General features: G+C 69.9%; 20 protein-coding genes and 4 tRNA genes. 11 read left to right on the plus strand and 13 right to left on the minus strand.

The features are described from left to right. Nucleotides 1-97: 97 nt before the first annotated feature. Nucleotides 98-997: a phosphoribosylaminoimidazolesuccinocarboxamide synthase gene (locus ADK54_RS13745; RefSeq protein ID WP_053725896.1), complete on the plus strand. Its 900-nt coding sequence runs from the start codon at nt 98-100 to the stop codon at nt 995-997. A 45-nt stretch (nt 998-1,042) separates the two neighbouring features. Here the strand turns inward: ADK54_RS13745 and ADK54_RS13750 are convergent. The 8 genes from ADK54_RS13750 to ADK54_RS13785 form a co-directional block, all read right to left on the minus strand. After that, nucleotides 1,043-1,115, minus strand: a tRNA-Gly gene (locus ADK54_RS13750). A 22-nt stretch (nt 1,116-1,137) separates the two neighbouring features. Continuing rightward, nucleotides 1,138-1,749 (minus strand): response regulator transcription factor, encoded by a 612-nt coding sequence (locus ADK54_RS13755; protein WP_053725897.1) that lies wholly within the window; start codon nt 1,747-1,749, stop codon nt 1,138-1,140. Beyond that, complete coding sequence (locus ADK54_RS13760; RefSeq protein ID WP_053725898.1) at nt 1,746-2,963, minus strand: sensor histidine kinase; 1,218 nt, start codon at nt 2,961-2,963, stop codon at nt 1,746-1,748. Before ADK54_RS13760 ends, ADK54_RS13755 begins: the two co-directional genes overlap by 4 nt. Before the next feature lie 18 nt (nt 2,964-2,981). After that, on the minus strand, nt 2,982-3,800 hold the full coding sequence (locus ADK54_RS13765) for an ABC transporter permease (RefSeq protein WP_053725899.1): 819 nt from the start codon (nt 3,798-3,800) through the stop codon (nt 2,982-2,984). After that, nucleotides 3,797-4,741, minus strand: a complete 945-nt coding sequence (locus ADK54_RS13770) for an ABC transporter ATP-binding protein (RefSeq protein WP_053725900.1) — start codon at nt 4,739-4,741, stop codon at nt 3,797-3,799. The genes ADK54_RS13765 and ADK54_RS13770 overlap by 4 nt, the downstream gene beginning before the upstream one ends. A gap of 145 nt (nt 4,742-4,886) precedes the next feature. Continuing rightward, nucleotides 4,887-4,959, minus strand: a tRNA-Gly gene (locus ADK54_RS13775). Nucleotides 4,960-5,037: 78 nt separating this feature from the next. Next, nucleotides 5,038-5,109 (minus strand) — tRNA-Gly (locus ADK54_RS13780). A 123-nt stretch (nt 5,110-5,232) separates the two neighbouring features. Then, complete coding sequence (locus ADK54_RS13785) at nt 5,233-5,550, minus strand: histone-like nucleoid-structuring protein Lsr2 (protein ID WP_053725901.1); 318 nt, start codon at nt 5,548-5,550, stop codon at nt 5,233-5,235. A gap of 315 nt (nt 5,551-5,865) precedes the next feature. Between ADK54_RS13785 and purS the strand changes: the two genes are divergently transcribed. Genes purS through purL form a run of 3 tightly spaced genes read left to right on the plus strand, consistent with a single transcriptional unit; the run spans nt 5,866 to nt 9,049 of the window. Further along, on the plus strand, nt 5,866-6,126 hold the full coding sequence (purS, locus tag ADK54_RS13790) for a phosphoribosylformylglycinamidine synthase subunit PurS (protein WP_078966365.1): 261 nt from the start codon (nt 5,866-5,868) through the stop codon (nt 6,124-6,126). Next, the gene (purQ, locus tag ADK54_RS13795) at nt 6,123-6,803 is read left to right on the plus strand and encodes a phosphoribosylformylglycinamidine synthase subunit PurQ (protein WP_053725903.1); all 681 of its coding nucleotides are present in this window, start codon (nt 6,123-6,125) and stop codon (nt 6,801-6,803) included. Before purS ends, purQ begins: the two co-directional genes overlap by 4 nt. Beyond that, complete coding sequence (gene purL, locus ADK54_RS13800; RefSeq protein WP_053725904.1) at nt 6,800-9,049, plus strand: phosphoribosylformylglycinamidine synthase subunit PurL; 2,250 nt, start codon at nt 6,800-6,802, stop codon at nt 9,047-9,049. Before purQ ends, purL begins: the two co-directional genes overlap by 4 nt. A gap of 58 nt (nt 9,050-9,107) precedes the next feature. Here the strand turns inward: purL and ADK54_RS45925 are convergent, their stop codons facing one another. Further along, nucleotides 9,108-9,257 carry a hypothetical protein gene (locus ADK54_RS45925; protein WP_159047752.1) on the minus strand — a complete coding sequence of 50 codons (150 nt, stop codon included), beginning with the start codon at nt 9,255-9,257 and terminating at the stop codon, nt 9,108-9,110. On the opposite strand from ADK54_RS45925, the gene ADK54_RS13805 reads away from it, so the two are divergent. The 5 genes from ADK54_RS13805 to purM all read left to right on the plus strand — a co-directional run bounded on the left by ADK54_RS13805 (nt 9,244) and on the right by purM (nt 14,033). Then, nucleotides 9,244-9,447, plus strand: coding sequence for a hypothetical protein (locus tag ADK54_RS13805; RefSeq protein ID WP_053725905.1), 204 nt, complete (start codon nt 9,244-9,246; stop codon nt 9,445-9,447). The genes ADK54_RS45925 and ADK54_RS13805 overlap by 14 nt on opposite strands. Before the next feature lie 208 nt (nt 9,448-9,655). Next, the gene (locus ADK54_RS13810; RefSeq protein ID WP_053725906.1) at nt 9,656-10,453 is read left to right on the plus strand and encodes a maleylpyruvate isomerase family mycothiol-dependent enzyme; all 798 of its coding nucleotides are present in this window, start codon (nt 9,656-9,658) and stop codon (nt 10,451-10,453) included. Between the two features lie 133 nt (nt 10,454-10,586). Beyond that, entirely contained in the window at nt 10,587-11,078 is a 492-nt protein-coding gene (locus tag ADK54_RS13815) for an META domain-containing protein (protein ID WP_053725907.1), read from the plus strand. Nucleotides 11,079-11,373: 295 nt separating this feature from the next. Beyond that, nucleotides 11,374-12,900: an amidophosphoribosyltransferase gene (gene purF / locus ADK54_RS13820; protein WP_053725908.1), complete on the plus strand. Its 1,527-nt coding sequence runs from the start codon at nt 11,374-11,376 to the stop codon at nt 12,898-12,900. 35 nt (nt 12,901-12,935) lie between these two features. Then, nucleotides 12,936-14,033 carry a phosphoribosylformylglycinamidine cyclo-ligase gene (gene purM, locus ADK54_RS13825; RefSeq protein WP_053725909.1) on the plus strand — a complete coding sequence of 366 codons (1,098 nt, stop codon included), beginning with the start codon at nt 12,936-12,938 and terminating at the stop codon, nt 14,031-14,033. Between the two features lie 107 nt (nt 14,034-14,140). Here the strand turns inward: purM and ADK54_RS13830 are convergent, their stop codons facing one another. Continuing rightward, complete coding sequence (locus ADK54_RS13830; protein ID WP_053725910.1) at nt 14,141-14,401, minus strand: DUF3073 domain-containing protein; 261 nt, start codon at nt 14,399-14,401, stop codon at nt 14,141-14,143. Nucleotides 14,402-14,682: 281 nt separating this feature from the next. After that, a complete protein-coding gene (locus ADK54_RS13835) occupies nt 14,683-15,771 on the minus strand; it encodes a Leu/Phe/Val dehydrogenase (protein WP_053725911.1) in 1,089 nt (362 codons plus the stop codon). A 165-nt stretch (nt 15,772-15,936) separates the two neighbouring features. Between ADK54_RS13835 and ADK54_RS13840 the strand changes: the two genes are divergently transcribed. Continuing rightward, complete coding sequence (locus ADK54_RS13840; protein WP_053725912.1) at nt 15,937-16,779, plus strand: hypothetical protein; 843 nt, start codon at nt 15,937-15,939, stop codon at nt 16,777-16,779. A 554-nt stretch (nt 16,780-17,333) separates the two neighbouring features. Beyond that, nucleotides 17,334-17,540, plus strand: a complete 207-nt coding sequence (bldC, locus tag ADK54_RS13845) for a developmental transcriptional regulator BldC (RefSeq protein WP_003949541.1) — start codon at nt 17,334-17,336, stop codon at nt 17,538-17,540. Between the two features lie 387 nt (nt 17,541-17,927). Here the strand turns inward: bldC and ADK54_RS46740 are convergent, their stop codons facing one another. Beyond that, nucleotides 17,928-18,101 (minus strand): DUF6274 family protein, encoded by a 174-nt coding sequence (locus tag ADK54_RS46740; protein WP_199826951.1) that lies wholly within the window; start codon nt 18,099-18,101, stop codon nt 17,928-17,930. 323 nt (nt 18,102-18,424) lie between these two features. Next, nucleotides 18,425-18,499, minus strand: a tRNA-Asp gene (locus ADK54_RS13850). Nucleotides 18,500-18,514 lie beyond the last annotated feature (15 nt).

The following is an 18,514-nucleotide window of genomic DNA, read 5'->3' on the forward strand; positions in this document are numbered from 1 at the left end:
CTCCGAAGAACGCCGCCGCGCAAGACCCGCGACCTGGGTACCCGGCCGCATGCGAGAGAATCGGAATCGCTCCTGGATCAACCTACGCGGAGGAACCGTGTCCGGATTCGTAGAAAAGCCCGAGCCGCTTCAGGTTCCCGGCCTCACCCACCTGCACACGGGCAAGGTGCGTGACCTCTATCAGAACGAGGCCGGCGACCTCCTGATGGTCGCCAGCGACCGGATGTCCGCGTACGACTGGGTGCTGCCGACCGAGATCCCCGACAAGGGCCGCGTGCTCACCCAGCTCTCGCTGTGGTGGTTCGACCTGCTGGCCGACCTGGTGCCCAACCACGTCATCTCCGAGGAGCTCCCCGAGGGCGCCCCCGCCGACTGGGCGGGCCGCACCCTGGTGTGCAAGTCGCTCGCGATGGTCCCGGTGGAGTGCGTCGCCCGCGGCTACCTCGCCGGCTCCGGCCTGGTCGAGTACGACGAGTCCCGCACGGTGTGCGGCCTCGCGCTGCCCGAGGGCCTTTCCAACGGGTCCGAGCTGCCCGCGCCGATCTTCACGCCCGCCACCAAGGCCGCCGTCGGTGACCACGACGAGAACGTGAGCTACGAGGAGGTGGCCCGCCAGATCGGCGCGGAGACCGCCGCCCAGCTGCGCCAGACCACCCTCGCCGTCTACGGCCGGGCCCGCGACATCGCGCGCGAGCGGGGCATCATCCTCGCGGACACCAAGTTCGAGTTCGGCTTCGCGGGCGAGGAGCTCGTCATCGCCGACGAGGTGCTCACCCCGGACTCCTCGCGCTTCTGGCCGGCCGCGACGTGGGAGCCGGGCCGCGCCCAGCCGTCCTACGACAAGCAGTACGTGCGCGACTGGCTGACCTCGCCGGCCTCCGGCTGGGACCGCGAGAGCGAGCAGCCGCCCCCGGCGCTGCCGCAGCAGATCGTGGACGCGACCCGGGGCAAGTACATCGAGGCGTACGAGCAGCTCACCGGCAGCAGCTGGTCGTAAGCGAAAAGAAGCCCCCGGCCAGTGGCCGGGGGCTTCTTCCTTCTGAGCGAACGACGAGGTTCGAACTCGCGACATCCACCTTGGCAAGGTGGTGCTCTACCAGCTGAGCTACGTTCGCATGCGCCGTGGCGCGGAGACCACTATACCCAACCTCGCTCGCGGGCGAGACGCACCGCCGTGTGACGGTTCTCGGCGCCCAGCTTGGCGGCGGCCGATGAGAGGTAGTTCCGCACCGTCCCCTGCGACAGCGCGGCCCGCTCGGCGATCTCCGCGACGGGCGCCCCGTCGGCCGCGAACCCCAGGACTTCGGCCTCGCGCACGGTCAGCGGGGAGTCCCCGGCGGAGATCGCGTCGGCCGCCAACTCCGGGTCGACGTAACGGTTTCCGGCATGTACGGACCGGATGATCTCGGCGAGCCGCCGGGCGCTCACGGTCTTCGGCACGAAGCCCCGCACCCCCGCCGTCAGGGCCCGCTTGAGGTGGCCGGGGCGCCCGTGACTGGTCACGATCATGGTCCGGCAGGACGGCAGTTCGGCCCGCAGTTTTGTGGCCACTGTCACACCGTCCGCACCCGGCATCTCCAGATCGAGGACCGCCACATCGGGCCGGTGGGCCCGCGCCATCGCGAGCGCCTCGGGCCCGGACGCGGCCTCCGCGACTACCTCCAGGTCGTCCTCCAGGCCAAGGAGCGCGGCGAGCGCACCCCGGATCAGGTGCTCGTCGTCGGCGAGCAGCACCCGTACGCGGCTCATCTGGGCACCTCCGCGGTCAGCCGGAAAAGTCCTTCGCCCGCCGGGCCCGCCTCCAGGGTGCCACCGAGCGCGGAAAGGCGTTCGCGCAGGCCCGCGAGGCCGGAGCCGGGGGCGGTGTTCGGCCGCTCCGGTACGCCGTCGTTCTCGACGACCAGCCTCGCGGTGCGCCCGTCGACGGCGAGCCTGATCGCCACGCTGCGGGCGTCGCCGTGCCGCAGCACGTTGGTGGTGGCCTCGCGCACCACCCAGCCGAGCGCGGACTGCACCTCGACGGTCAGCGCGTCGGAGGGGCCGCTGTAGGCGCAGCCGATCCCGGCCGCCTCAAGGACCCCTCGGGCGCCCTCGATCTCCACGCCGAGGTCCGCCTCGCGATAGCCGCGCACCACTTCCCGTACCTCTTTCTGCGATTCCTGGGCGATGCGCTGCACCTCCACCATCTGCGCCACCGCCTCGGGCCGGCCGCGCTGGGCGAGCTGCACGGCGAGCTCGGCCTTCAGGGCGATGACGGCGAGGTTGCGGCCGAGCACGTCGTGCATGTCCCGCCCGAAGCGCAGCCGTTCCTCGGCGACGGCGAGCCGGCCCTCGGTCTCGCGGGCCCGGTCCGACTCCCACAGCACCGACAGCGTCCAGGCCCCGCAGCGCGACACCATCAGGGCGTACGTGCCGGACAGGGCCACCCCGATCGCCAGGCCGATCAGCTGCGCGCCCGGCACTCCGGCCGGCGCGAACACCGTCACGGCCGCGATGCCGAGCAGCGCGAACCGCCACAGGAACGTGCGGGGCGGGACGAGCAGGCAGTACGTCATTCCGAGCGGCATCATGATGTACATCACGACGAGCAGGAGCGTCGGATCCGTGATGCCGTGCGCCGCCCGGAGCCCCGCGAGCAGGGCGAGCGAGAGCGCGCAGAGTGCCCCGGCCACGAACAGTGCGCGCCGCGGCGCCTCGACGCGCCCCAGGTAGTGGTCGACGGCCATCCGGTGGACCTTGTTGCCCTGGAAGGCCTGCACCGCGCCCGTCACGACCGTCGCGGTGCCGAGGGCCAGCGGCAGCGGATCGTTGCGCAGGCCCTCCAGGATGAACGGGACGTCCCAGCTGAGGAAGAGGAACCAGGTCGAGCACCGCCAGATCAGCCGGCTCTGCACCTCGACCTTCTCGACCCTGCTGCGGTCGCGCCAGTGCCGTCGGTGCCACGCCCGTATCCGCCCGAACACCCTGCCGTCCCCCCTGTCTCAGCGCCGCGGCTCCCAGCGGAAGCGCTTGCGCACGACCAGTACCGCGATGAGCGTCCAGACAACCATGACGAGCAGTTCCCGCAGTACGTCGCCGACGCCGGCGCCGCCGGTCCAGCCGCTCCGGATCAGTTCGACCGCAGGGGTCAGCGGCAGCATCTCGCAGACGGTGGCCAGCTTGTCCGGCATGACGTCCAGCGGTACGACCATGCCCGACCCCGCCATCGAGAGCATCATCATCGGCATGACCGCGATCTGGGCGCCCTCGGCGGATTTGGTGATGGCCGAGGTCGCCGCGGCGAGGGCGGCCATCATCGGTGCGCCGAGCGCGAGCCCGACGACCGCCAGCCATGCCGACCCCGGCATCGGAACGTGCAGCAGGACCGAGCAGGCGACCGCGAGCAGCGCGGACTGCGCAAGGGCGATGAGCGCCGAGGGCAGCGCCGCTCCCGCCAGGATCTCCAGGTCCCGCAGCTCCCCGGTGCGAAGGCGCTTCAGGACGAGTTCCTCTCGGCGTACGACATAGACGCCGACCAGCGGTGAGTACACCGCGAACAGCAGGACGTAGCCGAGGGCGCCCGGCAGCACCACGGTGCCGACGCTGAGCCCGGTCTGCTTCAGGTCGAGACCCTGCACGGCCGAGTACATGGCGTAGCTCATGAGGCTCGGCAGTACGAGGACGGTGAACAGGGCGGACTTGTTCCGGCCGAGCAGGGTGAGTTCGGCCCGCGCCAGTGCCTTCATGCGGTCCGCCGCGGTCTTCAGGGACCGCGCGGGCGCCAGAACCGGGCTCCGCACCGCGTCCAGGGTGGTGCTCATCGAGCGGCCTCCATTTCTCCGCGCTGGTCCTGCGCGATCTTCAAGAACGCCTCTTCGAGCGAGGCCGAGCGCACATCGAGCCCCCGCAGCTCGACCCCGCTGTCCCTGGCCCACAACAGCAGCCCGGTGGCGGCGTGTTGGAGCGCTGTGGTCCTCAGCCGTACGGTGCGGCCGCTCGTCTCGTGGCTGCTGACGCCGAGCCGGTCGAGCGGCGGCAGATCGCCGAGGTGGTAGCCGTCGGGCAGTTCGAAGGCGATGTGCGAGGGCTGGGCGGCGACGACTTCGTCGACCCGGCCGCTCGCCGCGATCCGCCCTTCGTGGAGGATCGCGAGCCGCTCGGCGAGCGCCTCGGCCTCCTCCAGGTAGTGGGTGGTCAGGAGCACGGTGGTGCCGCCGTCGCGCAGTGCCCGCACCAACTCCCAGGTGTCGCGCCGCCCTTCGGCGTCCAGGCCCGTGGTCGGCTCGTCGAGGAAGAGCACCTCGGGCCGCGAGAGCAGCGCGAGCGCCAGGTCGAGCCGCCGCTTCTCGCCCCCGGAGAGCTGCTTGACCCGTACGTCGGAGCGCCGCTCCAGGCCGACGAGCTCCAGCGCCTCGTCCACGGCCCGGGCCCCACTGGTGCAGCCCGCCCACATCCGTACCGTCTCGGCGACGGTGAGCTCGGAGGGGAAGCCGCCTTCCTGGAGCATCACGCCGGTCCGGGGGCGCACGGCGGCCCGTTCGGTGTACGGGTCGTGCCCGAGCACCCGGACGCTGCCGCCGCTGGGCGGGGCGAGACCTTCGAGGAGTTCGACGGTGGAGGTCTTGCCCGCGCCGTTGGTGCCGAGCAGCGCGAAGAGTTCGCCCCGACGCACCGAGAAGGAGATTCCGGAAACGGCCTCGAAGCCCCCGGCGTAGGTCCGCCGCAGCTCCTCGGCCTCGATCACATTCGCTGTGCCTGCCATGACTTCAGCGTTCCGCGGGAAGCGGGGCGCGGGCAGTGCGCGGTGTCATCACCGCACATGACAAATGTCAGGAGGGGAGCGGCACTTGGCCGGGTACATGACTAAAGGCCCCAGTTCGATGAACTGGGGCCTTTAGTGCTTCCTGAGCGGACGACGAGATTCGAACTCGCGACCCTCACCTTGGCAAGGTGATGCTCTACCAACTGAGCCACGTCCGCATGCCGCCACACAGCTTTCACCGCGTGGTGCGAGCACTACTCTACCTGATCCACAAGATGGATCGGTACGCAATGCAGAGCGGGTGACAGGAATTGCACACTGCGCCTTCCCCCTGGAAGGGGGATGTTCTACTACTGAACTACACCCGCACGCTCCGGTGGACCGGGCCTTTCGGCCTTGCCCCTCGGCGTGCTCCAGACTCTAGCTGATCAGCAGGGGGGGATTGCAACTCCGGTGTCCGGGGCGGGTGCAGGGCCGCCCCGGACGGGAGGTCAGCTCGCCTCGGCGAAGGCCTCGTAGACCTTCTTCGGGATCCGGCCGCGGGCCGGCACGTCCATCTTGTTGGAGCGCGCCCAGGCGCGGACGGCCGCCGGGTCGGGCGCGACGGCCGTGTGCCGGTAGGTCTTCCCGGACTTCGCATGCTTGCGTCCCGCTGTCACGTAAGGCGCGAGCGCCTTGCGCAGTTTCTTTGCATTGGCGGGATTGAGGTCGATCTCGTAGACCTTTCCGTCCAGGCCGAACGTGACCGTTTCCGCCGCTTCTCCGCCGTCGATGTCATCGGAGAGTGTGACCACTACGCGCTGAGCCACGGATATCGGATCCTTCCTACGGCCTCGCCGCCCCCACGTGCCTGACGTGCGGCGATACCGGCCTTCCGGCTGTTATGGAGCAATGTTGCTTTCGCTGGGATTCCTTTGTACAGCGGCACCCATTGCAATGTGAAGCCCAGCCAATTGCATCAGCGTGTCCCGACGCAATGACTTCGGCGACTTTTTCTCGGGATTTTTCCCACGTGTTGTCGCGGCCGAAACCGGAACGTGATCGGAGGTCAACTATATCTACCCGCGTAGATTTTTTGGGCGGGTACTCTGAGGGAACCGCCTTCGCACCACACCACACCGGGAGTGCCAGTGGCACGCGTCGTAGTCGACGTCATGCTCAAGCCGGAAATCCTCGACCCGCAGGGACAGGCGGTGCAGCGCGCACTGCCCCGTCTCGGCTTCGAGGGGATCGGCGACGTACGTCAGGGAAAGCGTTTCGAGCTGGAGGTGGAGGGACCGGTCGACGAGGCCGCCCTCGCCCGCATCCACGAGATGGCCGAGACCTTCCTCGCCAACACCGTTATCGAAGACTTCACCGTCAAGGTCGAGGAGCAGTCCAAGTGACTGCACGCATCGGCGTTGTCACCTTCCCCGGCACGCTCGACGACCGGGACAGTCTGCGGGCCGTGCGCATCGCGGGCGCCGAGCCGGTTTCGCTCTGGCACCGCGACAAGGACCTCAAGCAGGTCGACGCCGTCGTCCTGGCCGGCGGGTTCAGTTACGGCGACTACCTGCGGGCCGGGGCCATCTCCCGGTTCTCACCGGTGATGGAGACGATCATCGAGCAGGCGAAGGCCGGCCTTCCGGTCCTCGGCATCTGCAACGGCTTCCAGATCCTCACCGAGTCGCACCTGCTGCCGGGCGCCATGCTCCGCAACAACCACCTGCACTTCATCTGCCGCGAGCAGAAGCTGCGGGTGGAGAACGCGGAGACCGCCTGGACGGCCGACTACGAGGCCGGCCAGGAGATCCAGGTTCCGCTCAAGAACATGGACGGCCGGTACGTCGCCGACGAGCGCACGCTGGACGAGCTGGAGGCCGAGGGCCGGGTCGCGTTCCGCTACCTGGACGTCAATCCCAACGGCTCGCTCCGTGACATCGCCGGCATCACCAACGCCGCCGGAAACGTCGTCGGCCTGATGCCGCACCCCGAGCACGCCGTGGAGCCGCTGATCGGTACGGGCCGTACCGACGGCCTCGGATTCTTCACCTCGATCCTGAAGAAGCTGGTCAACGCATGACTCTGGACACCGTCAAGCACGCCGCCGAGACCCCGGACGTCGAGCAGCCCTGGAAGGAGCTCGGCCTCAAGGAGGACGAGTACGCGCGCATCCGGGAGATCCTCGGCCGCCGCCCGACCGGTGCCGAGCTCGCCATGTACTCGGTCATGTGGTCCGAGCACTGCTCGTACAAGAGCAGCAAGGTCCACCTGAAGCAGTTCGGCGACAAGGTCCCCGCCAACGACGCCATGCTGGTGGGCATCGGCGAGAACGCGGGCGTCGTCGACGTCGGCCAGGGGTACGCGGTCACCTTCAAGGTCGAGTCGCACAACCACCCCAGCTACATCGAGCCCTACCAGGGCGCGGCTACCGGCGTCGGCGGCATCGTCCGCGACATCCTCGCCATGGGCGCCCGCCCGGTCGCGGTGGTGGACCCGCTGCGCTTCGGCGCGGCCGACCACCCCGACACCAAGCGCGTACTGCCCGGCGTCGTCGCCGGCATCGGCGGCTACGGCAACTGCCTGGGCCTGCCGAACATCGGCGGCGAGGTCGTCTTCGACGCCTGCTACCAGGGCAACCCGCTGGTCAACGCCGGATGCATCGGCGTGATGAAGCACGAGGACATCCACCTCGCGAAGGCCTCCGGGCCGGGCAACAAGGTCATCCTGTACGGGGCCCGCACGGGCGGCGACGGCATCGGCGGCGTGTCCGTGCTCGCCTCCGAGACCTTCGAGTCGACCGGTCCGGCCAAGCGCCCGGCCGTCCAGGTCGGCGACCCCTTCCAGGAGAAGCTCCTCATCGAGTGCACCCTGGAGATCTTCAAGGAGAAGCTCGTCGCGGGCATCCAGGACCTGGGTGGCGCGGGCCTGTCGTGCGCGACCTCGGAGCTCGCGAGCGCCGGTTCGGGCGGCATGCGCGTCGAACTGGACACCGTGCACCTCCGGGACTCCTCCCTCTCGCCCGAGGAAATCCTCATGAGCGAGTCGCAGGAACGCATGTGCGCGGTCGTCGAGCCGCAGCACGTCGACCGCTTCATGGAGATCTGCGAGAAGTGGGACGTCATCGCCACCGTCATCGGTGAGGTGACCGAGGGCTCCCAGCTGGAGATCTTCTGGCACGGCGAGCAGATCGTGGACGTGCCGCCGCGCACCGTGGCGCACGAGGGCCCGGTCTACAACCGGCCGTTCGCGCGCCCCTCCTGGCAGGACGCGCTGCAGGCCGACGACGCGGGCAAGCTGCCCCGCCCGTCGACCGGCGACGAGCTGAAGGACCAGGTCCTGAAGCTGGTCGGCTCCCCGAACCAGGCCTCCAAGTCCTGGATCACCGACCAGTACGACCGCTTCGTGCAGGGCAACACGGTGCTCGCGATGCCCGAGGACGCGGGCATGGTCCGGATCGACGAGGAGTCGAACCTGGGCGTGGCCATGGCGACCGACGGCAACGGCCGGTACGCCAAGCTCGACCCGTACACCGGCGCCCAGCTCGCGCTCGCCGAGGCCTACCGCAACGTGGCGGCCTCCGGCGCGAAGCCGCTCGCGATCTCGGACTGCCTGAACTTCGGCTCCCCCGAGGACCCGGACGTGATGTGGCAGTTCGCCGAGGCCACCCGTGGTCTCGCGGACGGCTGCCTCCAGCTCGGCACCCCGGTGACCGGCGGCAACGTCTCGCTCTACAACCAGACCGGTGAGACGGCGATCCACCCGACCCCCGTGGTCGCGGTGCTCGGCGTGATCGACGACGTGAACCGGCGCACCCCGATCGCGTTCGCCGAGGAGGGGCAGCTGCTCTACCTCCTCGGTGACACCCGCGAGGAGTTCGGCGGCTCGGCCTGGTCCCAGGTCATCCACGACCACCTGGGCGGTCTGCCGCCCGAGGTCGACCTGGACCGCGAGAAGCTGCTCGGCGAGATCCTGATCTCGGGCTCGCGCGACGGCATGATCGACGCCGCGCACGACCTGTCCGACGGCGGGCTCGTCCAGGCCGTGGCCGAGTCCTGCCTCAAGGGCGGCAAGGGCGCGCGCCTGGTCGTGCCGGACGGGCTCGACGCCTTCACGTTCCTGTTCAGCGAGTCGGCCGGGCGCGCGATCGTGTCCGTGCCGCGCTCCGAGGAGCTGCGCTTCACCGACATGTGCGGCGCGCGCGGCCTTCCGGCGACCCGGATCGGTGTCGTGGACGGCGAATCCATCGACGTCCAGGGCGAGTTCACCCTGGAGCTGACCGAACTGCGCACGGCCCACGAGGCGACCATCCCCGCCCTGCTGGCCTAGCACGCGCCAACTCCTCGGCCCCGTACCTCGGTTGACGAGGTACGGGGCCGAAGCGCGTTCAGGCGTCGACGAGTTGCCTGGTCTCCGCTCGGGCAGCGGCCGCCGGCCGGGTCTCGGCGGGGAGGCGGGCGGCCAGAGCGGCGGCGAACGCCATGATCCCGGCCGCGGCCAGGAAGACCACGTCCAGCGCGGAGATGAAGCCGTGCACGGCGGTGTCGCGGGCGGCGCCCGGCGAGTCGGCCGTGGCCGCCGTGCGCCGCCAGTTGCTGGAGATGATCGAGCTGCGCGACCCGTCGGTCGGCCTCAACGACGACCCGCGCTCCCTCCAGGCCCGCCAGCTCATCCAGAACACACCGGTGCTGCTCCAGCGCGCCTCCCTCGCCTTCGGTGAGGCGTAGCGGGAGCTGGCCGAGCTGCTCGCCGCCGTCGCGGCCGCCCAGCTGACCGGCGCCCGCAACGCGCTGATCAACGAGCACCACCGCCGCATTCTCGGCGGGGAGTCCGCGCGATGGGTCGCCACCGATGCAGCGGAGCGCGCCGAGCGGGCGTTCGCGCAGGTCGAAAATGGTCTGGGGAGCTATCCCGGCCCGGCGTAGGCTCGGATTCATGTCCCCGGCCAAGAAGCGCGCCCGCAAGTACGACCCGGCGAAGACCCGGGCCGCCGTCCTCGCCCAGTTCGGCCACGTACGCCAGGCCGTCGGCACGCTCACGCCCGAGCAGCTCGCCCGGCCCACCCGGCTCGGCGACTGGACGGTGCGCGAGCTCGCCGTGCACCACACGATGGCGCTCGGCATGCTGGATCGCTACCTCGCCGAGGACGAGCCGCCGACGCAGCAGGTCGCGCTGCTCGACTGGCCGTTCCGCACAGCGGACGTGGGTGGCCAAGTGGCGGATGGAACAAGGGAGTTGGCGTCCTCTGTCGCCGATCTCGACGCGCTCTTCGAGCAGCGGGCGGCCCGAGCCGAGGAGCTCTTCGCGGCCACCCCCGACACCCGGCTCATGCCGACCCGGTTCGGCGCGATGACCTTCGCCGACGTCCTGGTGACCCGGACCGTCGAACTCGTCGTCCACACCGACGACTTGAACGACGCGCTGCCCGAACTCGGCGTCCCCTACGACCGGCAGGCGCTCGCCGCGTGCACCAGGCTGCTCGCCGACGCGCTCGCAACGAAGGTGCCCGGTGGCTCGGTCGAGGTGCGGATCCCGCCGTACGCGGTGGTGCAGTGCGTGGCCGGCCCCAAGCACACCCGGGGCACCCCGCCGAACGTCGTCGAGACCGACCCGCTCACCTGGATCCGGCTCGCCACCGGCCGGACGGGATGGGCCGAGGCGCTGGACTCGGCGAAGGTCGCGGCGAGCGGCGAGCGGGCGGACCTGGCGGCGGTGCTGCCGGTGATGTCGTGATGGCGTGGCGGCACGGACATCGCGGTCGCGCAGCCGCCTAGTCCGATGCCGTAGCCGTACCTACGCCGACGTCGTAGCCGTACATACGTCCACCCGCGCGGAACCGGGCCCCCGCCCGCCCCGTCCCATCCGCATGGGAAAGCCCAGCTGCAAGCTCAGCACCACCGCGGCCGTCCTCGCCGGGCTGCTCGCCGTCTCGGCCTGCGACGCGGACCCCGGGCGACCCCAGCCTCCGAGGGAGCACGTGCTACGGAGCGCCGAACCGGACGCACCGCTCACCACCACCCGGTGGACCGTGAACGGACTCCTCGACGCGGACGTCACCCGGCCCCTCCCGGACGGCACCGCCGGCAGGGCGTATCTGACCTTCGGCAAGGACGGGCAGGTGCAGGGCAACGCCGGGTGCAATGCGGTCCGCGGTGCGGCGACGGTCTCCGCAGACGAGCACACCATCACCTTCGGCCCTCTCGGCACCACGCGGATGATGTGCGCGGGCCCCGAGATGCAGCTCGAACAGGCCGTTCTGGGCGTCCTCCGGGGCAAGGTCGGCTATCGCCTGGACCACCGCACGCTGATCCTCACCGCCACCCCGGGCGGCAAGGGCCTGTCAGCGACCCCGGACTGAGCGCGGGAGTGGCCTCACGCAGCGCACGCACGCCCCTACCGGCCGCCCTTCCCGGCTCGGGGCGTGAAGCGAACTCCGTCACACTCGCACCGTTCGCACATCCGCCGTCGCAAGCACGCGCAAACATCGCGACCGGTCCAGGCGCACCCGGGCCCACCTGCACGGACGTGTCCGAGGGGCCGGCGGGGACACGCCGCGAGGGGGCGAGGCGCGAAAGCTACAAATGCGGGCAGGGCGCCCGGCTGTCCGTATCCCCAATTCGGACCAGTGGTCGATCTCGCCTACACTCGGTGGCGTGCCACGTGGTGACGGACGACTCAACCACGACCTGCTCCCCGGTGAGAAGGGCCCCCAGGACGCTTGCGGCGTCTTCGGTGTCTGGGCTCCGGGTGAAGAGGTCGCGAAGCTCACTTACTTCGGGCTCTACGCCCTCCAACATCGGGGCCAGGAATCCGCGGGCATCGCGGTCAGCAACGGCTCCCAGATCCTCGTCTTCAAGGACATGGGACTTGTCTCCCAGGTCTTCGACGAGACCTCGCTCGGTTCCCTCCAAGGTCATATCGCGGTCGGTCACGCCCGCTACTCGACCACCGGTGCCTCCGTGTGGGAGAACGCTCAGCCGACCTTCCGGGCGACCGCCCACGGCTCGATCGCGCTCGGCCACAACGGCAACCTGGTGAACACCGCGCAGCTCGCGGAGATGGTCGCCGAGCTGCCCAAGGAGAACGGCCGGGCCACCCAGCTCGCCGCCACCAACGACACCGACCTGGTCACCGCGCTGCTAGCGGGCCAGACGGACGACGACGGCAAGCCGCTGACCGTCGAGGAAGCGGCCGCCAAGGTCCTGCCTCAGGTCCAGGGCGCCTTCTCGCTGGTCTTCATGGACGAGCAGACGCTGTACTGCGCCCGTGACCCGCAGGGCATCCGTCCGCTGGTGCTCGGCCGCCTGGAGCGCGGCTGGGTCGTCGCCTCGGAGAGCGCCGCGCTCGACATCTGCGGCGCCAGCTTCGTCCGCGAGATCGAGCCGGGCGAGCTCGTCGCCATCGACGAGAACGGCCTGCGCACCTCCCGATTCGCAGAAGCGAAGCCCAAGGGCTGTGTCTTCGAGTACGTCTACCTGGCGCGCCCGGACACCGACATCGCCGGCCGGAACGTCTACCTCTCCCGAGTGGAGATGGGCCGGAAACTCGCCAAGGAAGCACCGGTCGAGGCCGACCTGGTGATAGCGACTCCGGAGTCCGGCACCCCCGCCGCGATCGGATACGCGGAGGCCAGCGGCATCCCGTACGGCTCGGGCCTGGTGAAGAACGCCTACGTCGGCCGTACGTTCATCCAGCCCTCGCAGACCATCCGCCAGCTCGGCATCCGGCTCAAGCTGAACCCGCTGAAGGAAGTCATCCGGGGCAAGCGCCTGGTGGTCGTCGACGACTCGATCGTCCGCGGCAACACCCAGCGCGCCCTGGTGAAGATGCTCCGCGAGGCGGGCGCCGCCGAGGTCCACATCCGGATCTCGTCGCCGCCGGTCAAGTGGCCCTGCTTCTTCGGCATCGACTTCGCGACCCGCGCGGAGCTGATCGCCAACGGCATGACCATCGAGGAGATCGGCACGTCCCTGGGCGCCGACTCGCTCTCGTACATCTCGACCGACGCGATGATCGAAGCGACGACGATCCCCAAGGACGACCTCTGCCGCGCCTGCTTCGACGGCGTGTACCCGATGGAGCTCCCCGACCCCGAGCTCCTTGGCAAGCAGCTCCTGGAGTCCGAGCTGGCGTCCGGCCCCGCCGCGACCGCGGCGGCCGACGCCCTGCGCCGCCCGTAAAACCCTGCAGTACGACACGAAAGTTCTCCAGAGCCATGTCATCTGCTGAACCCAATGAGCGTGCTCCGCACGCGGGCACCGGTGCCAGCTACGCAGCCGCGGGTGTCGACATCGAGGCGGGCGACCGCGCCGTCGAGCTGATGAAGGAGTGGGTGAAGAAGACGAAGCGCCCCGAGGTCCTGGGCGGCCTCGGCGGATTCGCCGGACTCTTCGACGCCTCGGCCCTCAAGCGCTACGAGCGCCCGCTGCTCGCCTCCGCCACCGACGGCGTCGGCACGAAGGTCGACCTCGCCCGCAAGATGGGCGTGTACGACACCATCGGGCACGACCTCGTCGGCATGGTCGTGGACGACCTGGTCGTGTGCGGCGCCGAGCCGCTGTTCATGACCGACTACATCTGCGTCGGCAAGGTCCACCCCGAGCGGGTCGCGGCCATCGTGAAGGGCATCGCCGAAGGCTGTGTCCTGGCGGGCTGCGCGCTGGTCGGCGGCGAGACCGCCGAGCACCCGGGCCTGCTCGGCCCCGACGACTTCGACGTCGCGGGCGCCGGCACCGGCGTCGTCGAGTACGACCAGCTCCTGGGCGCCGACCGCATCCGCGAGGGCGACGCGGTCATCGCCATGGCGTCCTCCGGTCTTCACTCGAACGGGTACTCACTCGTCCGGCATGTGGTGTTCGACCGGGCCAAGATGACCTTGGACCAGCACGTCGAGGAATTCGGCCGCACGCTCGGCGAGGAGCTCCTGGAGCCCACCAAGATCTACTCGCTGGACTGTCTGGCGCTGACCCGCACCGCCGAGGTGCACGGTTTCAGCCACATCACCGGCGGCGGTCTTGCCAACAACCTGGCCCGGGTCATCCCCGACCACCTGCACGCCACGGTCGACCGCTCGACCTGGACGCCGGGCGCGGTCTTCGACCTCGTCGGCACGGCGGGCAACGTCGAGCGGCTCGAACTGGAGAAGACGCTCAACATGGGCGTCGGCATGATGGCGATCGTCCCCGAGGCCTCGGTGGACGTCGCGCTCCAGACCTTCGCGGACCGGGGTGTGGACGCCTGGGTCGCCGGCGAGATCGTCGAGCGGGGCGACCACCGCGACGGCGCCGAGCTGACCGGTGACTATTCCAAGTAAGCCGCTACAGGCAGCACGAAACCCGGTCGGGGGCGAAGGCCCCGGACCGGGTCAGTGTGCTCAGAGCAGCGAAGAGAAGCGTTGCTGCGAAAGCGGGATCAGCGAAGTCAAGCGCCGCGGCGCTGCGACGACGGACCGGACTCTTCGTCCTCGTCGTCGTCATTCCCGTACAGATCCGCATAGCGGGCGTACGGGTCGTCGTCCTCGTCGTCCTCCAGTGGCTCCGCGTTCGGCGGTTGGCTCACTGTCGGGTTCGGAGTAGATGCGCCCAGCTCGTTGGCCAGACGCGACAGGTCAGTCCCGCCGCTGCTGTACTTCAGCTGGCGGGCGACCTTCGTCTGCTTGGCCTTTGCCCGGCCGCGCCCCATGGCTCGACCCCCTCGGTGACGGGGCTCGACGGCCCCAGAGTCTTGACACGCGTTCATGATCCGGAACGGACTCTCCGTAGAGAGACCGCGTCCGTAGGGCTTCAACGGTACCTGCTTCCGCGGCCATACGGTACGCCGCCCGCATGACGCGCCACTTGGCAGAACCAACAAAGCGCCCTGTCCTCGCTGGTCAACCGCGATTTTAACCTCTTCTTGGCGTCCGACCCGCCGACCGGCGTGAGGCATGTCTCTCAGCGCGGCCGACGGGTCCTCCGGGGGGCTCAGTGTTGACGTGCCTCCGCCATGCGCTGTTCGGCGATCCGGTCGGCCGCGGCGGCCGGCGGAATGCCGTCTTCCTTCGCACGAGCGAATATGGCCAGCGTGGTGTCGAAGATCTTCGAGGCCTTCGCCTTGCAGCGGTCGAAGTCGAAGCCGTGGAGCTCGTCGGCCACCTGGATCACGCCACCCGCGTTCACGACGTAGTCGGGTGCGTACAGGATCGCGCGGTCCGCGAGGTCCTTCTCCACACCCGGGTGCGCGAGCTGGTTGTTGGCCGCGCCGCACACCACCTTCGCGGTGAGCACCGGCACGCTCGTGTCGTTCAGGGCGCCGCCCAGCGCGCACGGGGCGTAGATGTCCAGGCCCTCGGTGCGGATCAGCGCCTCGGTGTCGGCGGCGACGGCGACCTCGGGGTGCAGGTCGGTGATGGTGCGCACCGACTCCTCGCGCACGTCCGTGATCACGACCTCGGCGCCGTCCGAGAGGAGGTGCCCGACGAGGTGGCGGCCGACCTTGCCGACACCCGCGACGCCGACCTTGCGGCCGCGCAGCGTCGGGTCGCCCCACAGGTGCTGGGCCGAGGCCCGCATGCCCTGGAACACGCCGAACGCGGTGAGCACGGACGAGTCGCCCGCGCCGCCGTTCTCGGGGGAGCGGCCGGTCGTCCACTGGCAGGTGCGCGCCACGACGTCCATGTCGGCGACGTAGGTGCCGACGTCGCAGGCCGTCACGTAGCGCCCGCCCAGCGAGGCCACGAACCGCCCGTAGGCGAGCAGCAGTTCTTCGGTCTTGATCGTCTCGGGATCGCCGATGATCACGGCCTTGCCGCCGCCGTGGTCGAGCCCGGCCATGGCGTTCTTGTACGACATTCCGCGCGACAGGTTGAGCGCGTCGGCGACGGCCTCGGCCTCGGTCGCGTACGGGTAGAAGCGCGTACCGCCCAGGGCCGGGCCCAGGGCGGTGGAGTGGATGGCGATGACGGCCCTGAGCCCGGTGGCTCGGTCCTGGCACAGCACGACCTGCTCGTGTCCGCCCTGGTCGGAGCGGAAGAGGGTGTGCAGTACGTCATCGGCTCCGGTCACATCGGTCACGGTGGTGACTCCCAAGTACGAAGCGGTGGTTGACGGCCCGCCTGCGGGTGGGGCAGGCCTGGTTCGGGAGCAGGTTAAGTCCTACGCGCCCGTAGATCAGGCGCAGTGCTGAGGATCACCCCCACCAGGAGCACAGGGGCGCGTGCCCGTGGGACGATGCGGGGCATGGCGGTGGTGTCCTCGGTGATCGTTCCGTACGCGTCCTACCTGCGGGTGTACGAGCCCCTTGCCGCCTTTCCCGAACCCGAGCGCGGCCACTGGCAGCGCTACGCCGAGCGCGGGCGCACCCCAGGAGCCCAGGACGAACTCCGGCGCGCACTGGCCGACTTGGTGCCCACCCCGCCCGTCCCGGTGCCCGTGCACGAGAGCGGGGACGCTTTCGTGGCCGAGGTCGACGGGGTGGTGTGCGTGTGTCCCTGGCGGACCCGGCTGCGCGGCTGGCAGGCCCTGGAGGGCCTCGCGGGCCAGTTCCCCGAGCCGGTCCTGGACGCGCTGCTGCCTCCGGTGGTGCGCAGGCAGGCCGAGGCGGACTACGAGCGCTGGCGGGAGCGGAACCCGGACGCCCGGCCGTGGATCTTGACCAGTGTTTGGCACGTTCCTGTGAGCTGGTTCACGGTCTTTTCGGACGAAGAGCGCGAGTATGCACCGGGTGAGGGTGCGACCGCGCCCGTGCTGCGCTACCGCACCCCGATGGTCCAGGCCCGCCGTCGCCTCGCGAGGGCGCTGCGGACGCTGCGGGACCACATCGACGAGGGGCCGCTGACCGAGGGTCTGGTGGACGTCGGGCGCTGGCTGGAGGAGTTCCATCCGCGCTCGCTGGTCGAGCTGGACTACGGCGGCCTCGTGCACGCCCTCTCGCACGACAGCCTGGAGGCGGACCGCTCGGCGGCCGACGTGGCCGAGGGGATCGCCGCGCTGCGGGCCGGCGACGACGCCGGTGCGGAGGAGGCGTACGGCCGCTTCACGGAGCGCTGGCGGGCCGTCAAGGAACGCCGGATGGCCAACTGAGGTCACCCGGCCGGTTCCGAGGGGCCTTCGGAGGGGCCGACGGGGGGTCTTCATGAGGCCATCCGTGGGATCTTCGGGAGCCTTCCGGGGGGCCTTCGCGGGGTCTCCGCAGGACGTAGGTCCTGATCCGGGCCTTTGCCCTAAGCGTGACGGACCGCACTTATCTCACCCTTGCGCCCAGACCCCACCCTCGTGCCAAAATAGGACAAGGGGTCCGGGGAGGATCCCTTCCGCCCAACTAAGGGCGGATTGCTCGGTATTGCTTGCTATGGGGGGTCTGACGACTCCTGATCGCTCTGTGACTGATCGTCACTGTGGCGTGACTGTCCGCTATGGCATGGTCCATCGGCTTCCGTCGCTGATGAACACCTGGGAGGGCAATTCCATCGGTTTGGCCGACGTGGCTGGACGGATGGTGTAGTTGTAGTGCCGAGGACAAGCCGTTCGTCCTATAACCGACTCGGCTCGCGTCCGCCATTTCGGGCAACGCGGGTCAAGGTGCAGAATTTAGAGGAAAGAACCGAGAAGGTTCGGTTCTCCCGAGGAGGCCGCTCATGACCGCTCGCACCCCTGATGCCGAGCCGCTGCTGACCCCGGCTGAGGTTGCCACGATGTTCCGCGTGGACCCGAAGACGGTGACCCGCTGGGCCAAGGCCGGCAAGCTCACGTCCATCCGCACGCTGGGTGGGCATCGCCGGTACCGCGAGGCAGAGGTCCGCGCACTGCTGGCGGGTATTCCGCAGCAGCGCAGCGAGGCCTGAACAACACCCCAATAATCCGGGCCATCCGGGGCCCCCACCCCGACCCGGCCCGCCTATAGCTCCACATGACGCCCAGCCCGCCCCAACGGGCTGCGTCACTGATCGCGCTGGACTCCGCCGGGTCCAGCGCGATTTTTTATGTCCGGCCTTGTCCGGCACTTCCGGCAGCTTCCCGGGGCCCGCCGCGAGCGCTCCGGAGGGGGGCCTTCCGTCGGCTCCGTGGCCCCACCCTCCAGGGCGGTGCAATTGCACATATTAAATCGGGGCGTTGTATGGGGTGCGTAAGTTCAGTCGTTCCGGAAACTCATTCCGTGACTCCCGTCACACCGTCAGGAGCCATCCATTCAGAGCCTCCCACCGCGCGGGCGGCCATCGGCCCGCCATAGGTCACCGGTTGGGGGGACTTTCGTCCTCGGGGCGCGCGGGCTCGGCGACCTCCATGGCGAGCCTCAGGAGCCGATGGCAGACCGCGCAGTGGCGGGTGAGGTGGCGGTAGCCCAGAGCGGCCGACAGATGGGCGCGCAGCAGCGCCCGCGTCTCGTGCCTCGACGACGCCGTCATGCACCACCTCCTGGGAGGGAGCCCCCGTTTCCCTCCCTTGCAGGGGTACCGGCGGCAGGTGCCCCCGTCAAGACGGCGAGAAGGCCCGGATCCTGGGGGAGCCGGGCCTTGGGTGCCGGGGGTGGGAGGTGCGGCCTCCGGGGGCCGCACCCGACAACGACCGGAGCCCGCATCCGGCGAGGGGCGCGGGCTCGGAAACGGTGGCGGTCCTGACGGGATTTGCTGTGTCCGTTCGCGGCTCCGCCGCGAGGCGCGGCCTCCGGGGGCCGCACCCGGCAACGACCGGAGCCCGCATCCGAGGGATGCGGGCTCCGGTTCTACTGCGGTCCTGACGGGATTTGAACCCGCGGCCTCCACCTTGACAGGGTGGCGAGCACTCCAAACTGCTCCACAGGACCTTGTTTCGCAGCCCG

The organism is Streptomyces sp. WM6378 (assembly GCF_001279695.1).
Taxonomy (GTDB): domain Bacteria; phylum Actinomycetota; class Actinomycetes; order Streptomycetales; family Streptomycetaceae; genus Streptomyces.